At 75.4% G+C, this 17,267-nt stretch carries 12 protein-coding genes; 7 read left to right on the top strand and 5 right to left on the bottom strand.

Going from position 1 to position 17,267, the window contains the following annotated elements; translation table 11 throughout:
• The first annotated feature begins 606 nt into the window (after window positions 1–606).
• Together JAO84_RS04890 and JAO84_RS04885 are read left to right on the top strand one after the other, a co-directional pair.
• On the top strand, window positions 607–1,503 hold the full coding sequence (locus tag JAO84_RS04890; RefSeq protein WP_370410716.1) for a hypothetical protein: 897 nt from the start codon (window positions 607–609) through the stop codon (window positions 1,501–1,503).
• 58 nt (window positions 1,504–1,561) lie between these two features.
• On the top strand, window positions 1,562–6,238 hold the full coding sequence (locus JAO84_RS04885; RefSeq protein ID WP_370410714.1) for a hypothetical protein: 4,677 nt from the start codon (window positions 1,562–1,564) through the stop codon (window positions 6,236–6,238).
• Window positions 6,239–6,309: 71 nt separating this feature from the next.
• On the opposite strand, the gene JAO84_RS04880 is transcribed toward JAO84_RS04885, so the two are convergent.
• The gene (locus tag JAO84_RS04880) at window positions 6,310–6,819 is read right to left on the bottom strand and encodes a hypothetical protein (protein WP_370416662.1); all 510 of its coding nucleotides are present in this window, start codon (window positions 6,817–6,819) and stop codon (window positions 6,310–6,312) included.
• 425 nt (window positions 6,820–7,244) lie between these two features.
• Here JAO84_RS04880 and JAO84_RS04875 point away from each other — a divergent pair, with 425 nt between their 5' ends.
• Genes JAO84_RS04875 through JAO84_RS04860 form a run of 4 tightly spaced genes read left to right on the top strand, consistent with a single transcriptional unit; the run spans window position 7,245 to window position 11,517 of the window.
• Complete coding sequence (locus JAO84_RS04875) at window positions 7,245–10,064, top strand: nitrate- and nitrite sensing domain-containing protein (protein ID WP_370416661.1); 2,820 nt, start codon at window positions 7,245–7,247, stop codon at window positions 10,062–10,064.
• Window positions 10,061–10,498 (top strand): roadblock/LC7 domain-containing protein, encoded by a 438-nt coding sequence (locus JAO84_RS04870; protein WP_265867063.1) that lies wholly within the window; start codon window positions 10,061–10,063, stop codon window positions 10,496–10,498. Before JAO84_RS04875 ends, JAO84_RS04870 begins: the two co-directional genes overlap by 4 nt.
• 16 nt (window positions 10,499–10,514) lie before the next feature.
• Entirely contained in the window at window positions 10,515–10,928 is a 414-nt protein-coding gene (locus JAO84_RS04865; RefSeq protein ID WP_265867062.1) for a DUF742 domain-containing protein, read from the top strand.
• Entirely contained in the window at window positions 10,909–11,517 is a 609-nt protein-coding gene (locus JAO84_RS04860) for an ATP/GTP-binding protein (protein ID WP_265867061.1), read from the top strand. Before JAO84_RS04865 ends, JAO84_RS04860 begins: the two co-directional genes overlap by 20 nt.
• Window positions 11,518–11,537: 20 nt before the next feature.
• On the opposite strand, the gene JAO84_RS04855 is transcribed toward JAO84_RS04860, so the two are convergent.
• From JAO84_RS04855 to JAO84_RS04845, 3 genes are read right to left on the bottom strand one after another with little or no spacing between them, the layout of a single operon-like run.
• A complete protein-coding gene (locus tag JAO84_RS04855; protein WP_370410711.1) occupies window positions 11,538–12,725 on the bottom strand; it encodes a lipid-transfer protein in 1,188 nt (395 codons plus the stop codon).
• Window positions 12,722–13,231 carry a Zn-ribbon domain-containing OB-fold protein gene (locus JAO84_RS04850; RefSeq protein ID WP_265867059.1) on the bottom strand — a complete coding sequence of 170 codons (510 nt, stop codon included), beginning with the start codon at window positions 13,229–13,231 and terminating at the stop codon, window positions 12,722–12,724. Before JAO84_RS04850 ends, JAO84_RS04855 begins: the two co-directional genes overlap by 4 nt.
• 45 nt (window positions 13,232–13,276) lie before the next feature.
• The gene (locus tag JAO84_RS04845) at window positions 13,277–14,116 is read right to left on the bottom strand and encodes a M15 family metallopeptidase (RefSeq protein ID WP_370410708.1); all 840 of its coding nucleotides are present in this window, start codon (window positions 14,114–14,116) and stop codon (window positions 13,277–13,279) included.
• A gap of 59 nt (window positions 14,117–14,175) precedes the next feature.
• Here JAO84_RS04845 and JAO84_RS04840 point away from each other — a divergent pair, with 59 nt between their 5' ends.
• Entirely contained in the window at window positions 14,176–14,724 is a 549-nt protein-coding gene (locus JAO84_RS04840) for an NUDIX domain-containing protein (RefSeq protein ID WP_265867058.1), read from the top strand.
• 121 nt (window positions 14,725–14,845) lie between these two features.
• Here the strand turns inward: JAO84_RS04840 and JAO84_RS04835 are convergent, their stop codons facing one another.
• Window positions 14,846–17,218, bottom strand: a complete 2,373-nt coding sequence (locus tag JAO84_RS04835) for a glycoside hydrolase family 31 protein (RefSeq protein ID WP_370410706.1) — start codon at window positions 17,216–17,218, stop codon at window positions 14,846–14,848.
• Window positions 17,219–17,267 lie beyond the last annotated feature (49 nt).

The following is a 17,267-nucleotide window of genomic DNA, read 5'->3' as shown; positions in this document are numbered from 1 at the left end:
TCCGGCCACCACCCCACCGCCCGTCTCCGTGACGCCAGTGCGCCTCCCCCTGCCCGAGCCTCGTCCCGAGCCCGCGGCCCCCGCGCGGACTGGCCGGACATCGGCGGACCCCGTGCCGACCGGTCGCGAGTCGCCGACCCGCGCAGCGGGCCACGGCCCGGCCGCCCCGGCGCCGGCGGACGCCGGGTCGACGGTTCCCGTGCCCACGGCCCCCGATTCAACCGGTCTCGCCTCGGCGAACCCCGTGCCGACGGGCTCTGCCCCGGCCGCCCCGGCGTCGGCGGACGCCGAGTCGAGCGGTTCCGCGCTGACGGACTCCGCGATGGTGGCCGGCGCGGCGACGCTCCCCGCGCCGACGGATCGCGCAGTGAGGGCTCCTGGCCCTGCCGCCCCGGCGTCGAAGGGCGCCGAGTCGACCGCTACCGCGCCTGCGGACTCCGGGCCGGCTGGCCCCGCGCCGACCGTCCCCCCGCGAGTGGACTCCGCGCCGACCGGCCCCGCGCCAGCAGATCCCGCCCCGACCGTCCCGGCCACCCCCGCCGCGTACGACCGCCCCGCCCCCACCGACCCCGCGTCACCGAACCGCCGCACCGAGGAGCCCCAGCCGTGAGCGAACACCACGTCGAGCACGCCGACGCGTGGAGCGAGCCGGAGGCACCCCGGACGCCGGCCGCGCCCGCCGCGCTGACCCCGGCCGACGCGGCCGACGCCGCCCGGCTCGTCTCCTTCGGGCTGCAGCCGAAGCTGCTGCCCGCCCGGGACCACGAGTACGCGGAACTGCTGCGGCGGTACCGGGAGGACCCCGCGTTCGCACGGCTCGCCGACGCCGTCGCCACCGGCCTCGGCCTGGTGGTCCTGGAGGTGTCGCCGCGGGCCGGGATGGCCGTGACGGCCGGCGAGGACTCCGTCTTCGCGGTCCGCATGGGCGACTACGCGCGCCGCGCCTCCACCGACTCCGCCGACCGGTTCCTGCACGGCCTCGCCCACCTCGCGGTCGCCGCCATGGCCTTCCCGCGCCCCGAGGACCTCGCCGACGACGGCTACATCGGCCGGCTCACCGTCAACGGTGTCGACGCCTTCGTACGCCAGGCCTGCCGCCGCCTGGAGGAGCGCGCCGAGCAGGACGGGGAGAACACCGACCCGGCCACCGACGCCCCCGGCCTGGAGGCCGCCTGGCGGATCTACGCCCGGCGCAGCTCCACCGGCGCAACGAAGGACGCCCGCCGCCTGGCCGGCTCGACCACCGGCATCGTCGGGAAGGCCGTCGCCTTCCTCACCGACTCCGGCTTCCTGCAGCGCACCGGCGACGAGTCCGGCGGTTCCTATCGCACCACCGCCCGTTACCAGCTCCAGGTCCGCGACATGGCCGGCAGCGCCGCCCTCGCCGAGCTCCTCGACCTGGGCGTCGTCCCCGTCAGCGACGGCTCCGCGACCCTCCTGCCGCCGCCCGAGGGCGACGACCTGGAGATCGCGGCCGACGCCGGCCTGCCCTTCCACGGCTGAGCCCCACCCGATCCCCCGATCCCGCACGCCACGAACGACACGACGAGAGTCCGCCGCAATGTACGAGCTGTCCCGGGTCCGCCTCTACTCCATCGGACCGGCCGGTGCCCGCTACGCCGACACCGTCCTGGACCTGCGCGGGGTCGGCGAGCCGGTGCCCCACCCCGCGCCCACCCAGGCGGAGTTCTTCGAGGAGGAGCCGGTCGGCCCGCCGCGCCGCCCCGCCCCCGCCGGCGTGCTCTTCCTGGAGAACGGAGGCGGCAAGTCCGTCCTGCTCAAGCTGATCTTCTCGGTGATGCTTCCGGGCCACCGCAACACCCTCGGCGGCGCCAGCTCCGGCGTGCTGCGCAAGTTCCTGCTCGCCGACGACTGCGGCCATGTCGCCCTGGAGTGGCAGCACACCCTCACCGGCGAGCTGGTCGTCGTCGGCAAGGTCAGCGAGTGGCGCGGCCGCCAGGTCTCCAACGACCCGCGGAAGTTCGCCGAGGCCTGGTACTCCTTCCGCCCCGGCCCCGGCCTCAGCCTGGACAACCTGCCGGTCGCCGAGGCCACCTCCGTGCGCCCCGCCGCCGAGGGCGCCTCCGGCGCCACCGGCCGCCGCCGCACCATGAAGGGCTTCCGCGATGCCCTCACCGAGGCGGGCAAGGCCTACCCGCACCTGGAGGTGTACTGGGAGGAGATCCACGACCGCTGGAACGAGCACCTCGGCGACCTCGGCCTCGACCCCGAACTCTTCCGCTACCAGCGCGAGATGAACGCCGACGAGGGCGAGGCCGCCGGCCTCTTCGCGGTCAAGAAGGACTCCGACTTCACCGACCTGCTCCTGCGCGCCGTCACCGACACCCGCGACACCGACGGCCTCGCCGACCTGGTCAGCGGCTTCGGCAACAAGCTCGGCCGGCGCGCCGAACTCACCGCCGAACGCGACTTCACCGCCGGCTCCGTCGACCTCCTCGGCCGCATCGTCGAGGCCGCCGGCACCCGTGCCCGGGCCCGCGACGTGCACGCCGGCGCCGAGCGCCGCACCCGCACCCTGGCCCGCCGGCTCTCCGCCCGCGCCGCCCTGGAGCGCGGCCGGACCGCCGAACTCGCCCAGCAGGTCACCGAGGCCGCCCACGCCGTCTCCGAGGCCGAGACCGCGCGCGGCCGCAGCGCCCTCGTCGCCGCCGAACTCGCCTACCGGCACGCCTCGCTGGCGCTCACCGCCGCCGAGAAGGGCGCCGCCGCCCAGCGCCGCGAGCTCACCGACGCCCGCACCCTGCACTCCGCCTGGCAGGCCGCCGAGTCCGTGCTGCGCCACCGCGCCGCGAGCGACCGTTCCGCCCGCGTCGCCGCCGCCATCCGCGAGGCCGAGCGGGACGCCGCCCCGGCGCTCGCCGCGCGTGCCAAGGCCGCCGCCGATCTCGTACGGGCGCTGGCCTCCGCCGCCGAGGAGGGGGAGCGGGAGGCGGCCGAGGAGGAGGAGCGTTCCGCCGCCCTCCAGGAGACCGGCGAGGCCGCCCACCGCGACGCCACCGCCGCCGCCACCGACGCCCAGCGCGCCCGCAGCGAGGCCGGACATCTGCGCCAGCGGCTCGCCGAGGTCGAGCAGGAGACCGCCGAGGCCGTCCGGGCAGGCTGGCTCGACGACACCGCGCCCGACGCCGACCCGGCCCGCGCCGCGCTCGCCGCCAGCGACGCCGAGAAGACCACCGTCGCCGCCTGGGACACCGCCCGCGAGGCCGCCCGCAGCGCCACCGAGCGGGCCCGCGAAGCCGCCGCCGCCGAGTCCCGCGCCGAACTCGCCGCCGCCCGCGCCGCCGACGCGGCCGAGGCCGCCGAGAACGCCTACGACGCCGAGCGCCGCGCCGCCGAGTCCCTGGCCGCCGACCCGCGCCTGGCCGAGCTGCTGAGCCTGCCCGACGCCCCCGCCGCGCCGCTGCCCGGCCAGCGGGCCACCGACGCCACGGCCCCGGCGCCCGCCGCCGCCGACCCGGCCCGCCCCGCCGACCGCGCCCACGGCCCCCTCACCGTCACCGACTTCGACCGCTACGCCGACGAACTCCGCGGCCTGCTCGACCAGTCGATCGCCTCCGCCGAGCGCCAGCTCTTCGACCTGCGCACCGCCGCCGCCGACGACAACCGCATCCTCGGCGCCCTCGGCGACGGCGGTCTGCTGCCGCCCGGCCCCGACGTCCTCGCCACCGTCGAGTACCTCGGCGAGCACGGCATCCCGGCCCTCCCCGGCTGGCGCTATCTCGCCCAGGCCGTCGACCCGGCCGACCACGCCGCCGTCCTCGCCGCCCGCCCCGAGCTCGTCGACGGCGTCGTGATCACCGACCCCGTCTCGTACAGCCGGGCCCGCGAAGTCCTCGGCGGCGCCGCGCTGCTGCCCCGCTCCACCGTCGCCGTCGGTACCGCCGCCGCGCTGCTCGCCCCCGTACCCGCGCCGGAGACCGGCCAGGAGACGGACGTCTTCCTCGTCCCGCCGAACCCGGCCATGCACGACGAGCACGCCGCCGACGAGGAGCGCCAGACGCTGCGCGCCCGCGCCGCCGCCCGCGACGAGGAGATCCGCACCCTCGCCGCCCGGCTCACCGGCGACCGCTCGCTCGCCGCTCGGATCGGCGCCTGGCGCGCCGACTGCCCGCCCGGCATGCTCACCGAGCTGGCCTCCGTTGCCGCCGCCGCCCGCACCGCCGCCGAGACCGCCGACGCCACCCTCGCCGAAGCCCGTACGGTACGGGCCGAGGCCGACGAGGCCGCCGCCGACGCCACCCGGGTCCGCGACGAACGCCAGGAGGCCGCCCAGCGCGCCCGCCGCGCCGCCGACGCGCTGGCCGGACTCGCCTTCCGGCTCCGCGAGCGTTCCGCCTGGCAGGCCAAGCTCCGCGAACTCGCCGATGAGGCCACCGAGTCCGAGGCCCGCGCCCAGACCTGCCTGGAGCGCGCCCGCGCCGCCGACGAGGACCGCCGCGCCGCGCAGCGCGCCGCCGACGACGCCCACCGCACCGCCCGCGCGCTGCGGGCGGAGCGCGCCGAGATCGCCGGCGCCCCCGAGAACCTCCCCGAGGAGGACGCCGACGCCCCGCGCGCCGCGCTCCCCACCCTCCGCGAGGCCTACCGGGCCGCCTCCCAGGTGTACGAGAAGGTCGGCGTCGGCGCCGACCTGCGCGCCGAGCAGGCCCGCGCCGAGAGCGACGAGTCCGCCGCCCTCGCCGAGCTCGACCGGCTCACCAACAAGGTCCGCACCCGCGCCGAGCAGCTCCTGGAGTCCACCGACGGCGCCGACGGCCCGTCCCGCCAGGCCGCCGCGGCCCGCGCTGAGGCGCTGGTGCAGAAGCTGGAGACCCGTGCCTCCGAGGCCAGCGAGAAGCTGGGCCGGCTGCGCGGCGAGGCCGAGCGGCTCGCCCCCGAGGACGGCGAGGCGCACACCGAGCTGCCCGAGGAGCTCGTCCCGGCCGACGCCGAGCACGCCCAGACCCTGCTGCGCGGAGCCACCACCGAACTCGCCGCCCGCACCGACGCCCTGGAGGCCGCGCGCGCCGCGCACACCGGCCTGCTCCAGGCCCACCGGGCCGCCGAGGACGCCGCCGGCGGCTTCGACGAGACCGCCGCCCTGCTGCGCGACCTGCTCCGCGACCACGCGGAGGAGGAGCAGGAGGAGCCCGAGCCGTACCCGGGCCCGCTGGCCGAGGCCCGTACCTCGGCGGCGGAGGCCCGCCGTTCGCTGCGCGGCTGCGCCGCCGACCTGTCCGCCGCGGACGCCGCCGTCCGCGAGGCCGGCGACATCCTCGTACGGCATGCCAACGCGACCCGCTTCGAGCAGGTCCGCACCCCGGCCCGGCAGCAGATCCGCGAACTGCCCGCCGCCGCGCTGCCCGAGCACGCCGCCAAGTGGGCCGAGGCCTTCGCACCGCGCCTTCGGGTGCTCACCGACGAACTGGCGCAGCTGGAGCGCAACCGCGACTCGATCGTGGACCGGCTGCGCGGCCTGGTGGAGTCGGCGCTCACCACGCTGCGCTCCGCCCAGCGCCTGTCCCGGCTGCCCGAGGGCCTGGGGGAGTGGTCGGGCCAGGAGTTCCTGCGGATCCGCTTCGAGGAGCCCGACCAGGCCACGCTCACCGAGCGGCTCGGCGAGGTCATCGACGAGGCCACCCGCGCCGCCGTCAAGAAGAACTCCGACCTGCGCCGGGACGGCATGTCCCTGCTGCTTCGCGGCGTCCAGGCCGCCCTGGAACCCAAGGGCATCGCCGTGGAGATCCTCAAGCCGGACGCGGTGCTGCGCGCCGAGCGCGTCCCCGTCGGACAGATGGGCGACGTCTTCTCCGGCGGCCAGCTGCTCACCGCCGCCATCGCCCTCTACTGCACGATGGCCGCGTTGCGCTCCAACGACCGGGGCCGCGACAAGCACCGGCACGCCGGCACCCTGTTCCTGGACAACCCGATCGGCCGCGCCAACGCCACGTATCTCCTCGAACTCCAGCGGGCGGTGTCGGACGCGCTCGGCGTCCAGCTGCTCTACACGACCGGTCTGTTCGACACGACCGCGCTCGCCGAGTTCCCGCTGGTGATCCGGCTGCGCAACGACGCGGACCTGCGGGCCGGTCTGAAGTACATCAGCGTGGAGGAGCACCTGCGGCCGGGTCTGCCGCAGCAGCGCACCGAGGGCGAGACGATCCACGGCGAGATCACGGCGACCCGGGTGTTCCGCCGTACACCGGCGGAGCAGCCGGCGCCCGACGCCGAGCAGTAGAGCCCCCGGACGCACGACGGCCCGGCATCCCCCGAAGGGGAGCCGGGCCGTCGGCCGTTCTCGTGCGCCGCTCAGGCGGCGTCGGTGAGCACCCGGCCGTCCTCGGCGGCGCGCTCCGCGGCCGGCTCCCCGCCCGCCACCCGCTCACCCTTCTTCACGCTCGCGGTCTTCTCCGCACGCGCGGTCTTCGTCGCCCTCGCCGACTTCTTCACGCTCGCGCTCTTCTTCGCCTCAGAGCGGGCGGCCCGCTCCTCGCGGCGCCGCTCGCGCCGCGCCTGGCGCGCCACGCTGCTCGGCTCCGACACGACCCCGTTGCGCTGGCGCCAGACCTGACGGGTCACCCACACGTCCAGGACGCTCCACGTGGCGACGACCGTGCTGGCGACGCTCGACACGGTCAGCGGGAAGGCGAGCCAGGAGCCGGTCACCGAACAGAAGAAGGCGACCATCGCCTGTATCAGCGTCACCGAGGTGAGGAGCACCGCGCGCACCGCGGCGGTGCGCACCGGATCCGGTAGCCGGTTCCGGCCCCGGTCGTCCTCCACCCACAACTGCCGCACCGGCCGCGCCTCGTGGCCCATCGCGCCCTCACTCCCCACCACGGATGTCTCCAGGGTGACTGCTGCCCGTCTTGGGTCGCTTTACGCGGACACAACCCCCCCCGGTACAGAATGACGTACGCGTGGGGGAAAAGGTTTCGCCGGGGTCCCCTTCACCCGCTTCCGGAACGAAAAGTTCCAGCCATCTGCCCGGAGCCCGGAATTGTCCCGTTGTCAGGTGTCCTACGCCACACTGCCGGAACTCAACTCCCCGAATACCGGGACATCTCATGATCAACGCTCACTCGACCGGCTGAAAATCGTCCGGACACGTCTTCGAGATGGCTGTGATGCAGTAGTAGGCTCGCGCGCGGTTTGTTGAAGATGAAGGTTGACGCCACGAGTTGACGCCGGGCGTGACGACGTGAGGGACCTCCGTGGCCGCGGAGGCCGAGCTGGGGGAGGCCATGCGCTTTCGCGGGAAGTCCATCCGCAGGAAGATCGTGGCTCTGTTGCTCGTGCCGCTCGTCTCCCTCACCGGACTGTGGGGGTTCGCGACCGTCCTCACCGGGCGTGAGGCACGCCAGCTCCTCGACGTCGGCTACATCGTCGAGAAGATCGGCTATCCGATCGAGGACACGGCCCGCGTCATCCAGAAGGAACGCCGCCAGTCCCTGATCTACCTCGCCGACCCGCGCGCCGCCGACGCCCAGACCCGGCTGCGCGAACAACGCGAGGCCACCGACCGGCAGATCGAGCTGATCCGCCGCAACGCCGCCGACAGCGGCGTGCGAGCCGACATGAACCCTGTCACCGGTCAGCGGCTCGACTCCTTCCTCACCGCTCTCGAAGGCCTCTCCTCGCTGCGCCGCTCCGTGGAGAACCGCAGTATCGGCCGCATGCAGGCCCTGGAGTTCTACAACCGGCTCGTCGACCCCTGCTACGGCTTCCTCATGACGCTCCACGCCCTGGAGAACGTCGAGATGGACAAGCAGGGCCGCGCCCTCGTCGGCGTCACCCGCGCCCGCGAACTCCTCTCCCGCGAGGACGCCGTCATCGCCTCCGCGCTCATCGCCGAACGCGTCACCGGCGAGGAGGCGCGCCTGGTCACCGACCTCGTCGCCGGCCGCAAGCTGCTCTACGAGACCAGCCTCGAAGTGCTGCCCGGAACCGAGCGCGACCGCTTCGAGAAGTACTGGTCCGGTGCCGACACCGCCCCGCTGCGCAAGGCGGAGGAGGCCTTCATCACCGAGGGCGCCACCGACCGCCCGCACTCCGTCACCGCCGAACGCTGGCAGGAGCAGTCCGGACCCGTCCTCGACAGCCTCGCCCGCGACAACTACGCGGCCGGCGACCGCTACCAGGAGCGCGTCCAGCCCGCCGCGTACAGCGTCCTCCTCAAGGCGGGCGTCGCCGGCGTCCTCGGCTTCGTCGCCCTCCTCGTCTCCGTCATCGTCTCCGTCCGCATCGGCCGCGACCTCGTCCGCGACCTGCGCCGGCTGCGCAAGGAGGCCCAGGAGGTCTCCGGCGTCCGGCTGCCCAGCGTCATGCGCCGGCTCGCCGCCGGCGAACACGTCGACGTCGAGACCGAGGTGCCCCACCTGCGGTACGAGGACGACGAGGTCGGCCAGGTCGGCCAGGCCCTCAACACCCTCCAGCGCGCCGCCGTCGAGGCCGCCGTCAAGCAGGCCGACATGCGCCGCGGCGTCTCCGAGGTGTTCGTCAACCTCGCCCGCCGCAACCAGGTCCTGCTGCACCGCCAGCTCACCCTGCTCGACACCATGGAGCGCCGCACCGAGGACACCGAGGAACTCGCCGACCTCTTCCGGCTCGACCACCTCACCACCCGTATGCGCCGGCACGCCGAGGGCCTCGTGATCCTCTCCGGCGCCGCCCCCTCACGCCAGTGGCGCAAGCCCGTCCAGCTGATGGACGTGGTCCGCGCCGCCGTCGCCGAGGTCGAGGACTACGAGCGCATCGAGGTCCGCCGGCTGCCCCGGCTCGGCGTCGGCGGCCCCGCCGTCGCCGACCTCACCCACCTCATCGCCGAACTCCTCGAGAACGCCACCGTGTTCTCGCCCCCGCACACCGCCGTCCAGGTGCTCGGCGAGCGCGTCGCCAACGGCTTCACCCTGGAGATCCACGACCGCGGCCTCGGCATCAATCCCGACGCCCTGCTCGACGCCAACCTCCGGCTCGCCGAGACCCCCGAGTTCGAGCTGTCCGACACCGACCGGCTCGGCCTGTTCGTCGTCAGCCGCCTCGCCCAGCGCCAGAACGTCCGCGTCTCGCTCCAGCCCTCGCCGTACGGTGGCACCACCGCGGTCGTCTTCATCCCGGCCGCGCTGCTCACCGACGCCCCCGAGACCCAGGGCGCCGGCTTCCGCCTGGACCGCAAGACCCCCGACCGCACACCCGGCGGCACCCTCGACCGCAGCACCCTCGACCGCACCGGCGGCACCGGCCCGGACGGCCTGCCGTCCCGCCGCCCCGCCCTCACCAAGGTCCCCGACCCGGCCCTCGAACCCGCCGCCCCGCTCCTCGACGGCCCCGTCGAACTCGAGGCCCCGCTCGGCGCCGAGGGCTTCGGCGCCCTGCTCGGCGGCGCGGACGACCTGCTCGACACCGAAAGCGAGCGCGGCGGCCTGTTCCGGGCCCGCGAGCACCGCCGCCGCGGCGAGCAGCACCAGCAGACCCCGGAGCACTCCGGCGGCCGCGCCGCCGACGGCACCCCCGCCCGTCCCGTACCGCTGCCGCGCCGCCGCCCGCCGACCCTCGTCGTCGACCACGGCCGCCGCCTCGACGAGGACGGCCGCGCCCACCCGGCCGGCGGCCCGGCCGACGACGACTCCGCCGGCACCCGGCCCGACGACACGATGGAACTGGCCCGGGTCCGCCCCGCGCCCACCCTCGTGCCCGTACCCGTGCCGGTGCCCGTCGCCGAGGACGACGGCCCCGCCCCCTTCGCCGGACTGCCCCGCCGGGTCCGGCAGGCCAGCCTCGCGCCCCAACTGCGCGACACCGGCGACCGCACCGGGGACCGCGCCGACGACCGGCCGGCCCGCCAGGCCGGCCCGGCGCCCGCCGGCCGCACCGACTCCTTCGAGCGGGACGCCGAGGAGGTGCGCAGCCGCATGGCCTCGATGCAGCGCGGCTGGCAGCGCGGCCGCCGGCAGAACGCCCGAACGACCGCACCCGACACGACCGCAGCCGACACGACCGCACCCGGAACCACAGCACCCGGAACGACAGCACCAGGAACGACACCCGAGGGGGACGGTCGATGACCGCACCGAACGCCGCAGCCCACAGCTCCGCCCACGGCAACGGGGAGCTGAACTGGCTCCTCGACGAACTGGTCCAGCGCGTCGGCTCCATCCGCAAGGCCCTGGTGCTCTCCAGCGACGGTCTGGCCACCGGCGCCTCGCAGGACCTCACCCGCGAGGACGGCGAGCACCTCGCCGCCGTCGCCTCCGGCTTCCACAGCCTCGCCAAGGGCGTCGGCCGCCACTTCGAGGCGGGCCGCGTCCGGCAGACCGTGGTCGAGCTGGAGGACGCCTTCCTCTTCGTCACCGCCGCCGGCGACGGCAGTTGCCTCGCCGTGCTCGCCGACGCCGACTCGGACGTCGGCCAGGTCGCGTACGAGATGACCCTGATGGTCAAGCGGGTCGGCGCGCACCTCGCCACGGCCCCCCGGTCCGGACTGACCGCCGGAGGATGAGGAGAGGGGGGACGGCATGACCGACGCAGACACCGACCAGTCCCGCGAGGAGCCGGTCGCCCGCTGGTTCGACGACGAGGCGGGCCCGGTGGTCCGCCCGTACGCCATGACCCGCGGCCGCACCAGCGCCGCGACCCGCCACCGGCTCGACCTGATCGCGCTCGTGGTGCTCGACCCGGCCGCCGACGACCCGGGACGTGACCAGACGCTGTCCCCCGAGCACGTGGAGATCGTCGAACGCTGCGCCGAGCAGCCGCAGTCGATCGCCGAACTCGCCGCCGCCCTCGACCTGCCCGTAGGGGTGGTACGGGTGCTGGTCGGCGACCTCGTCGACGACGAGCTCGTGCACGTGACCCGCCCCGTTCCGCCGGCCGAACTGCCGGACGTGAGCATCCTTCGCGAGGTGATCAATGGCCTTCGGGCGCTCTAGCTCCACCCGCCAGCAGCCGCCGGTCGAGCCGGTCACGCTGAAGATCCTCGTCGCGGGCGGATTCGGGGTCGGCAAGACCACTCTGGTGGGCGCGGTCAGCGAGATCCGGCCGCTGCGCACCGAGGAGATCCTGAGCGAGGCGGGCCGGCCGGTCGACGACCTGCACGGCGTGGAGGCCAAGTCGACCACCACCGTCGCCATGGACTTCGGCCGGATCACGCTGCGCGAGGACCTGGTCCTCTACCTCTTCGGCACGCCCGGCCAGGACCGCTTCTGGTTCCTCTGGGACGAGCTCGCGCAGGGCGCCCTGGGCGCGGTCGTGCTCGCCGACACCCGGCGCCTGGAGGACAGCTTCGCCGCCATCGACTACTTCGAGCGGCGCGGCATCCCGTTCACGGTCGCCGTCAACTGCTTCGAGGGCGCCCGCCGTTACCCGGCGGAGACGGTCCGGGGCGCGCTCGACCTCGACCCCGAGGTCGAGCTGGTGATGTGCGACGCCCGCGACCGGGAGTCGGTGAAGAACGTCCTGGTCGCGGTCGTCGAGCACGCGCTCGTGCTCGCGGACGCGCCGAAGGCGCTCGCGCCCTGAGGGGGGCGGGTGCGCTGTGCTCAGCGCACCGCCACCACCGCCGAACCGTGCCCGAACAGGCCCTGGTTGGCGGTGATCCCGGCCCGCGCGCCCGGCACCTGCCGGTCGCCGGCCTCGCCGCGCAGCTGCCGGGTCAGCTCGCAGACCTGCGCGATGGCCTGCGCCGGCACCGCCTCGCCGAACGAGGCGAGCCCGCCGCTCGGGTTGACCGGGACGCGCCCGCCGAGCGCGGTGACCCCGTCCCGTACCAGCTTGGCGCCCTCGCCCGGCGCGCACAGGCCGATGTCCTCGTACCACTCCAGCTCCAGGGCGGTGGACAGGTCGTACACCTCGGCGAGCGACAGGTCGCCGGGCCCGAACCCGGCCTCCTCGTACGCGGCGCGGGCGATCGACGCCCGGAAGGAGAGCGGCGCCGGGGAGACGGAGACGGCCGAGTCGGTCGCGATGTCGGGCAGGTCCAGGACCGCCTTCGGATAGGTCGGGGTCACGGTCGACACCGCCCGGATCCGGACCGGATCGGGGTGCCCGTGCCGCCGGGCGAAGTCCATGCCCGACAGGACGAGCGCGGCGCCGCCGTCGGAGGTCGCGCAGATGTCGAGCAGCCGCAGCGGATCGGCGACCACGGCCGAGGCCGCCACCTCCTCCGCCGTCACCGGCGTGCGGTAGCGGGCCAGCGGATTGAGCGCGCCCGCCGCCGCGTTCTTCACCTTGACCAGGGCGAAGTCCTCGGGCGTGTCCCCGTACAGGGCCATCCGGCGGCGCGCGTAGAGCCCGAAGTAGGCCGGGTTGGTCGCCCCGAGCACCCGGAAGCGCAGCCAGTCCGGATCGTCCGGCCGGTCCCCGCCGGCCGGTGCGAAGAAGCCCTTCGGCGCCGCGTCCGCGCCCACCACCAGGACCACGTCCGCAAGGCCGGCGAGAATCTGCGCCCGTGCGGTGTTGATGGCCTGGGCGCCCGAGGCGCAGGCCGCGTAGACGCTGCTGACCCGCGCGCCCTGCCACCCGAGCGCCTGCGCGAAGGTCGCGCCCGCCACGTAGCCGGGGTAGCCGCCGCGCACGGTGTCCGCGCCGACGATCGAGCCGATGTCCCGCCAGTCGAGCCCGGCGTCGGCGAGCGCGGCCCGGGCGGCCGCCACACCGTACGAGACGAAACTCCGGCCCCACTTGCCCCAGGGGTGCATTCCGGCTCCGAGGACGGCGATGTCGTTCATGCGCGGGCCTCCGGGGATCCGGCGGCGGCGACGGGCCGCCAGTGCCAGGTGGTCCAGATGTGCTCGTCGTCCTCGTTCAGCACCCCCGGCACGAGCTCGACCTCGGCGCCGACCGCCAGATCCGCCGTGCGCACCCCCGGCGCCGCCTGCCCGAGGACGACCATGGCCTCCGCCGCCAGCTCGACCGCGACCAGGGTGTACGGCTCCCAGGGCGCGTCCGGGTCGGAGACGTACGGCGCGGGCGGCCGGTAGCGCCCGTCGGTGTACGACCAGATCCGGCCGCGCCGGGACAGCGGCGTCTCGGCCAGTTCGCCGCCGCCGGGGCAGCCGGGGTTGCGGCACCAGTCGTCCACGCGCGGGAAGAACACGGAGGAACAGGCGGTGCAACGGGTCCCGAGGAGCCGGAAGCCGCCCTCCCCGGATTCTCCGGATTCTCCGGTGTGTTCGGTGTGTTCGGTGTGCTCGGTGAACCAGCCGGCCACCACCGGCTTGCGCGTCCGTGCCATCTCCCGGCCCCTCCCGCCGCCCGCTCCACGTAATCTGACGAAGCGTCAGAAGTGTGCCACGGTCACGGACCGACGTGCCACCGGGAAGTCGAAGAAGGTCGACGGGAACGGCTCCGGCTTGAAGGTGAAGTGCCACCACTCCTCGGGCAGGTTGACGAAGCCCTGCTCGGCGAGCGAGCTTCGCAGCAGGTCCCGGTTGGCCCGCTGGACGCCCGTGATCCGCGGATCGTCGGTGTGGGAGAGGGTGTCGAAGCAGTCGAAGCCGGTTCCCATGTCGAGGGAGTTGTCGGGGAAGCGCTGGTCCTGCGGCGCGAAGCACGGCACCTGGGGCTCGCCCGGCACCGGCACGTGCGGGCGGGTCGGCGCGGCCGGCAGCGGCACCACCGTCACATCCACCGTCGAACCCCGGCTGTGCCCCGACTTCTCCGCGATGTACCCGTCCGCGAACAGCCGGTCCTTCTCCACCAGCGGATAGAACTCCTGCTTCATCCGCTCGTCGTCCAGGTCCTTCGCCCAGCGCACGAAGTGGTCCACGGCCCGCTGCGGCCGGTAGCAGTCGTACACCTTCAGGGTGTAGCCGCGCGCGAGCAGCTTCGTCTGCGCCCGGTGCAAGGCCTCGGCGGCCGGCCGGGTCAGGATGCACACCGGCTGGTGGTAGCCGTCGATCCGCTCGCCCACGAAGTTGTGGGCGGTGGTGTAGCGCATCTCCTGAAGGATCGTCGGGTCCACCCGGTCGAGCGCCACGAACTCCTTCGGGGCCTTCGGCTCGGGGGCGGCACTGGCGGAGGGGGCCGCGGCGGTGGCCGCGAGCAGCCCGGCGGCGGCGAGCGCGCCGAGGGTACGGAGAGCGGAGGCGAGTCCTGTCAGTCGCTTCAGTCCTGTCATGCGCACCGTCTATCAGTAACGGCAGCGCCGGGAAAGGGTGATCGCGTACGGTCGGCCGCGTGACCGACTCCGTCTCAGACCCCGACTCCGGCTCCGCGTCCGCCCCCGCACCGCACTCGCACTGCTCCTCCTGCGGCGCCCGCTACCCGGCCGACGCCGGCTGGCCCCGCACCTGCCCCGACTGCGGCACCACCGCCTACCGCAACCCGCTCCCGGTCGCCGTCGCCCTGCTGCCCGTCACCCACCCCGACGGCACCGCCCTGCTCGTCATCACCCGCACCATCCCGCCCCAGGCCGGCCGGGTCGCCCTGCCCGGCGGCTTCATCGACTTCGCCGAGGACTGGCAGGCGGCCGTGGTCCGCGAACTGCGCGAGGAGACCGGCATCGAGGCCGCCGCCGAGGACGTCCGCCTCGCCGACGCCCTCAGCTCCCCGGCCGGCCACCTCCTCCTCTTCGGTCTCCTCCCGCCCCGCCCCGCCGCCGCCCTCCCGCCGTCGACCCCGACGGACGAGACCAGCGGCCACCACCTCCTCCACGCCCCGGAGGAACTGGCCTTCCCCCTGCATACGGAGGCGGTACGACGCTTCTTCGCGGGGGTGTACGGGTAAGGGGGCGGGATTACGCGGGAGGGTCGGCGGCCCGGCCGGCGCCGGCCGCGGCCGGCGGGACCCGGAGGAGGCCGGGCCGGGCAACCGCGCCCGGGCCCCGGCACCGCCCCCGCCGGGGTGCCTACGCCCCCAGCCCCCGCACCCGCACCGGCAGGTCCGGCTCCGTCACGCCGTCGTCCGTGACCCGCTCCACCACCACCCGGCCGTCCACCAGGCGGGACTGGTAGCGCTCGATCTCGCCCGGCTCCCAGCCGTCGCCGGTGTCGCGGACCACCAGGCCGCCGCCGGTGCGGCCCGGGGCCGGGGCCCACACCTCCAGGACCAGGTCCTCGCCGTCCTCGCCGCGCACCGGGAGGACCGCGCCCGCGCGGGCGAGCACCGGGATCCGTGAGAGCGGTGCGTCGAGGAGCACCTGCCCGGGGCCCTCGTACGCCTCGCCGGTCGCCGTGTCGTACCAGCGGCCGCGCGGCAGCCGTACCGCCCGCCGGTCCGTGCCCCGGGACAGCACCGGCGCGACCAGCAGCGAGTCGCCGAGCAGGAAGGCGTCCTCGCAGTCCCGCAGCGCCCGGTCCTCCGGCGTCCCCCACCACAGCGGCCGCACATAGGGCGCGCCGGTCATCCGCGCGAGCCGCGACAGGGTGACGAAGTACGGCCGCATCCGCTCGCGCTCGGCCAGCGCCACGCGCGCGTGCGCGAGGACGTCCGGGCCGAACTCCCACGGCTCGCGCCGCCCCGCGTCGATCGCCGCGTGGGTACGGAAGAGCGGCAGCCAGGCCCCCAGCTGGTACCAGCGCAGGAACAGCTCAGGCGACGGGCTCCCGTCGAAACCGCCCACGTCCGGCCCCGAGTACGGCACCCCGCACAGCCCCAGGCCGAGCACGAGCGCCAGCGAGGCGCGCAGCCCCGGCCACCCGGTCGACACGTCGCCGGACCAGGTCCCGCCGTACCGCTGCATGCCCGCCCAGCCCGACCGCGAGAAGAGGAAGGGCCGCTCCTCGGGCCGCAGCCGGCGCAGCCCCTCGTATCCCGCGCGGGCCATCGTCAGGCCGTAGACGTTGTGCGCCTCGCGGTGGTCGCCGCCGCGGCCCTCCAGGCGGTGCCGGGCCGAGCGCGGCAGCGTCCGGTCGCCGAACGCGGCGAAGGACACCGGCTCGTTCATGTCGTGCCACACCCCGGAGAAGCCCTGCTTCAGGCGCTCCTCGTACAGCGCGCCCCACCACTCCCGCACCGCCGGATCGGTGAAGTCCGGATAGACGCACTCCCCGGGCCACACCACCCCGTGGACCTCCTCGCCCCGGTCGTCCCGGACGAACGCCCCGGCGGCCCGCCCCGCCTCGTACACCGGCTCGCCCGGCTCCGCCTTCACCGCGGGGTCGACGATCGACACCAGCCGCACGCCCCGCTCGCGCAGCTCGTCGGCGAGCCCCGGCAGGTCGGGGAAGCGCTCCCGGTCCACCGTGAACACCCGGTGTCCGTCGTAGTGGTCGATGTCGAGGTGCAGCACGGACAGCGGAAGGCCGTGGTCCCGGTAGCCGTCGACCACCCGCCGCACCTCGCGCTCGCTGCCGAAGCCCCAGCGGGCGTGCTGCGGGCCGAGCGCCCAGGACGGCGGCAGCGCGGGCGCGCCGGTGAGCGCCGCCCAGCCGTGCAGCACGCGCGCGGGGGTGCCGACCACCACCCAGCAGCGCAGCGGGCCGCCGTCCATCCGCACCTCGCTGGTGCCGGGCCGGTCATGGCCGGAACCGGCGCCCTCCTCGCCCTCGGCGAGCACCACACGCCCGTCCCAGGAGTTGTCGTAGAACGTCAGATGGGTGCCCGCGTCCGCCACCACCAGCTGCACCGGCATGGTGATGTACAGCGGGTCCTCCGCCGGGCCGAAGGGCGCCTTGGGGTCGGTGTTCCACAGCCGGTACGAGCCGTCCCGCAGCCGCGGCCCCGCCGCCCGCCCGCCCAGCCCGAAGAACCGCGCGTCGGCCGGCACCTCACTGCGCTGCACCCAGCGCGCGGCACCCGCCTCCGCCGTCCCGTCGCGCACCGGCTCCCACCAGCGCGGCGGCAGGTCACGGCGCAGCACCACCCCACCCGGTGTGCGCACCTCCACCGCCCCGTGCCGGGACACCGCGACCGTCACCCGCTCCGACACCACCCGCCAGCCGCCGTCCGTGTCCGGCTCCAGAACGGCCCGCGGGTCCGGCTCCGGCGGCTCCCCGGCCAGACCGTACGAGGGCAGCGGACCGGCCCCGTCCCAGCCCCAGAACACCGTGCCGCCCGCCGACACCGAGATCCGCAGCTCCGAGCGGGCGAACCGGACGGTCCCGCCGCCCGGCGCCGGCTCCACCCCGTCCACCGGCCCCGGCACCCGCGCCCGCTCCGCCCCCCGGCGCGGCAGCGCCCGCGCGTCCGTCCGCCGCTGCCGCCACGCCGCACGCACCCCCCGCAACCCCTGCACCGAACCCATCACCCGCACCGAGCGCACCAGCCCACGACCGTCCATGCAGCTCAGCCTGCCATCCGCGCCGGGCCGTGCGAGCCCCGTTCAACTG

This window comes from Streptomyces fradiae (assembly GCF_041270065.1).
Classification (GTDB): Bacteria; Actinomycetota; Actinomycetes; order Streptomycetales; family Streptomycetaceae; genus Streptomyces.
The sequence above is the reverse complement of the archived record's forward strand: the minus strand, read 5'-3'. Positions and strand labels throughout refer to the sequence as shown.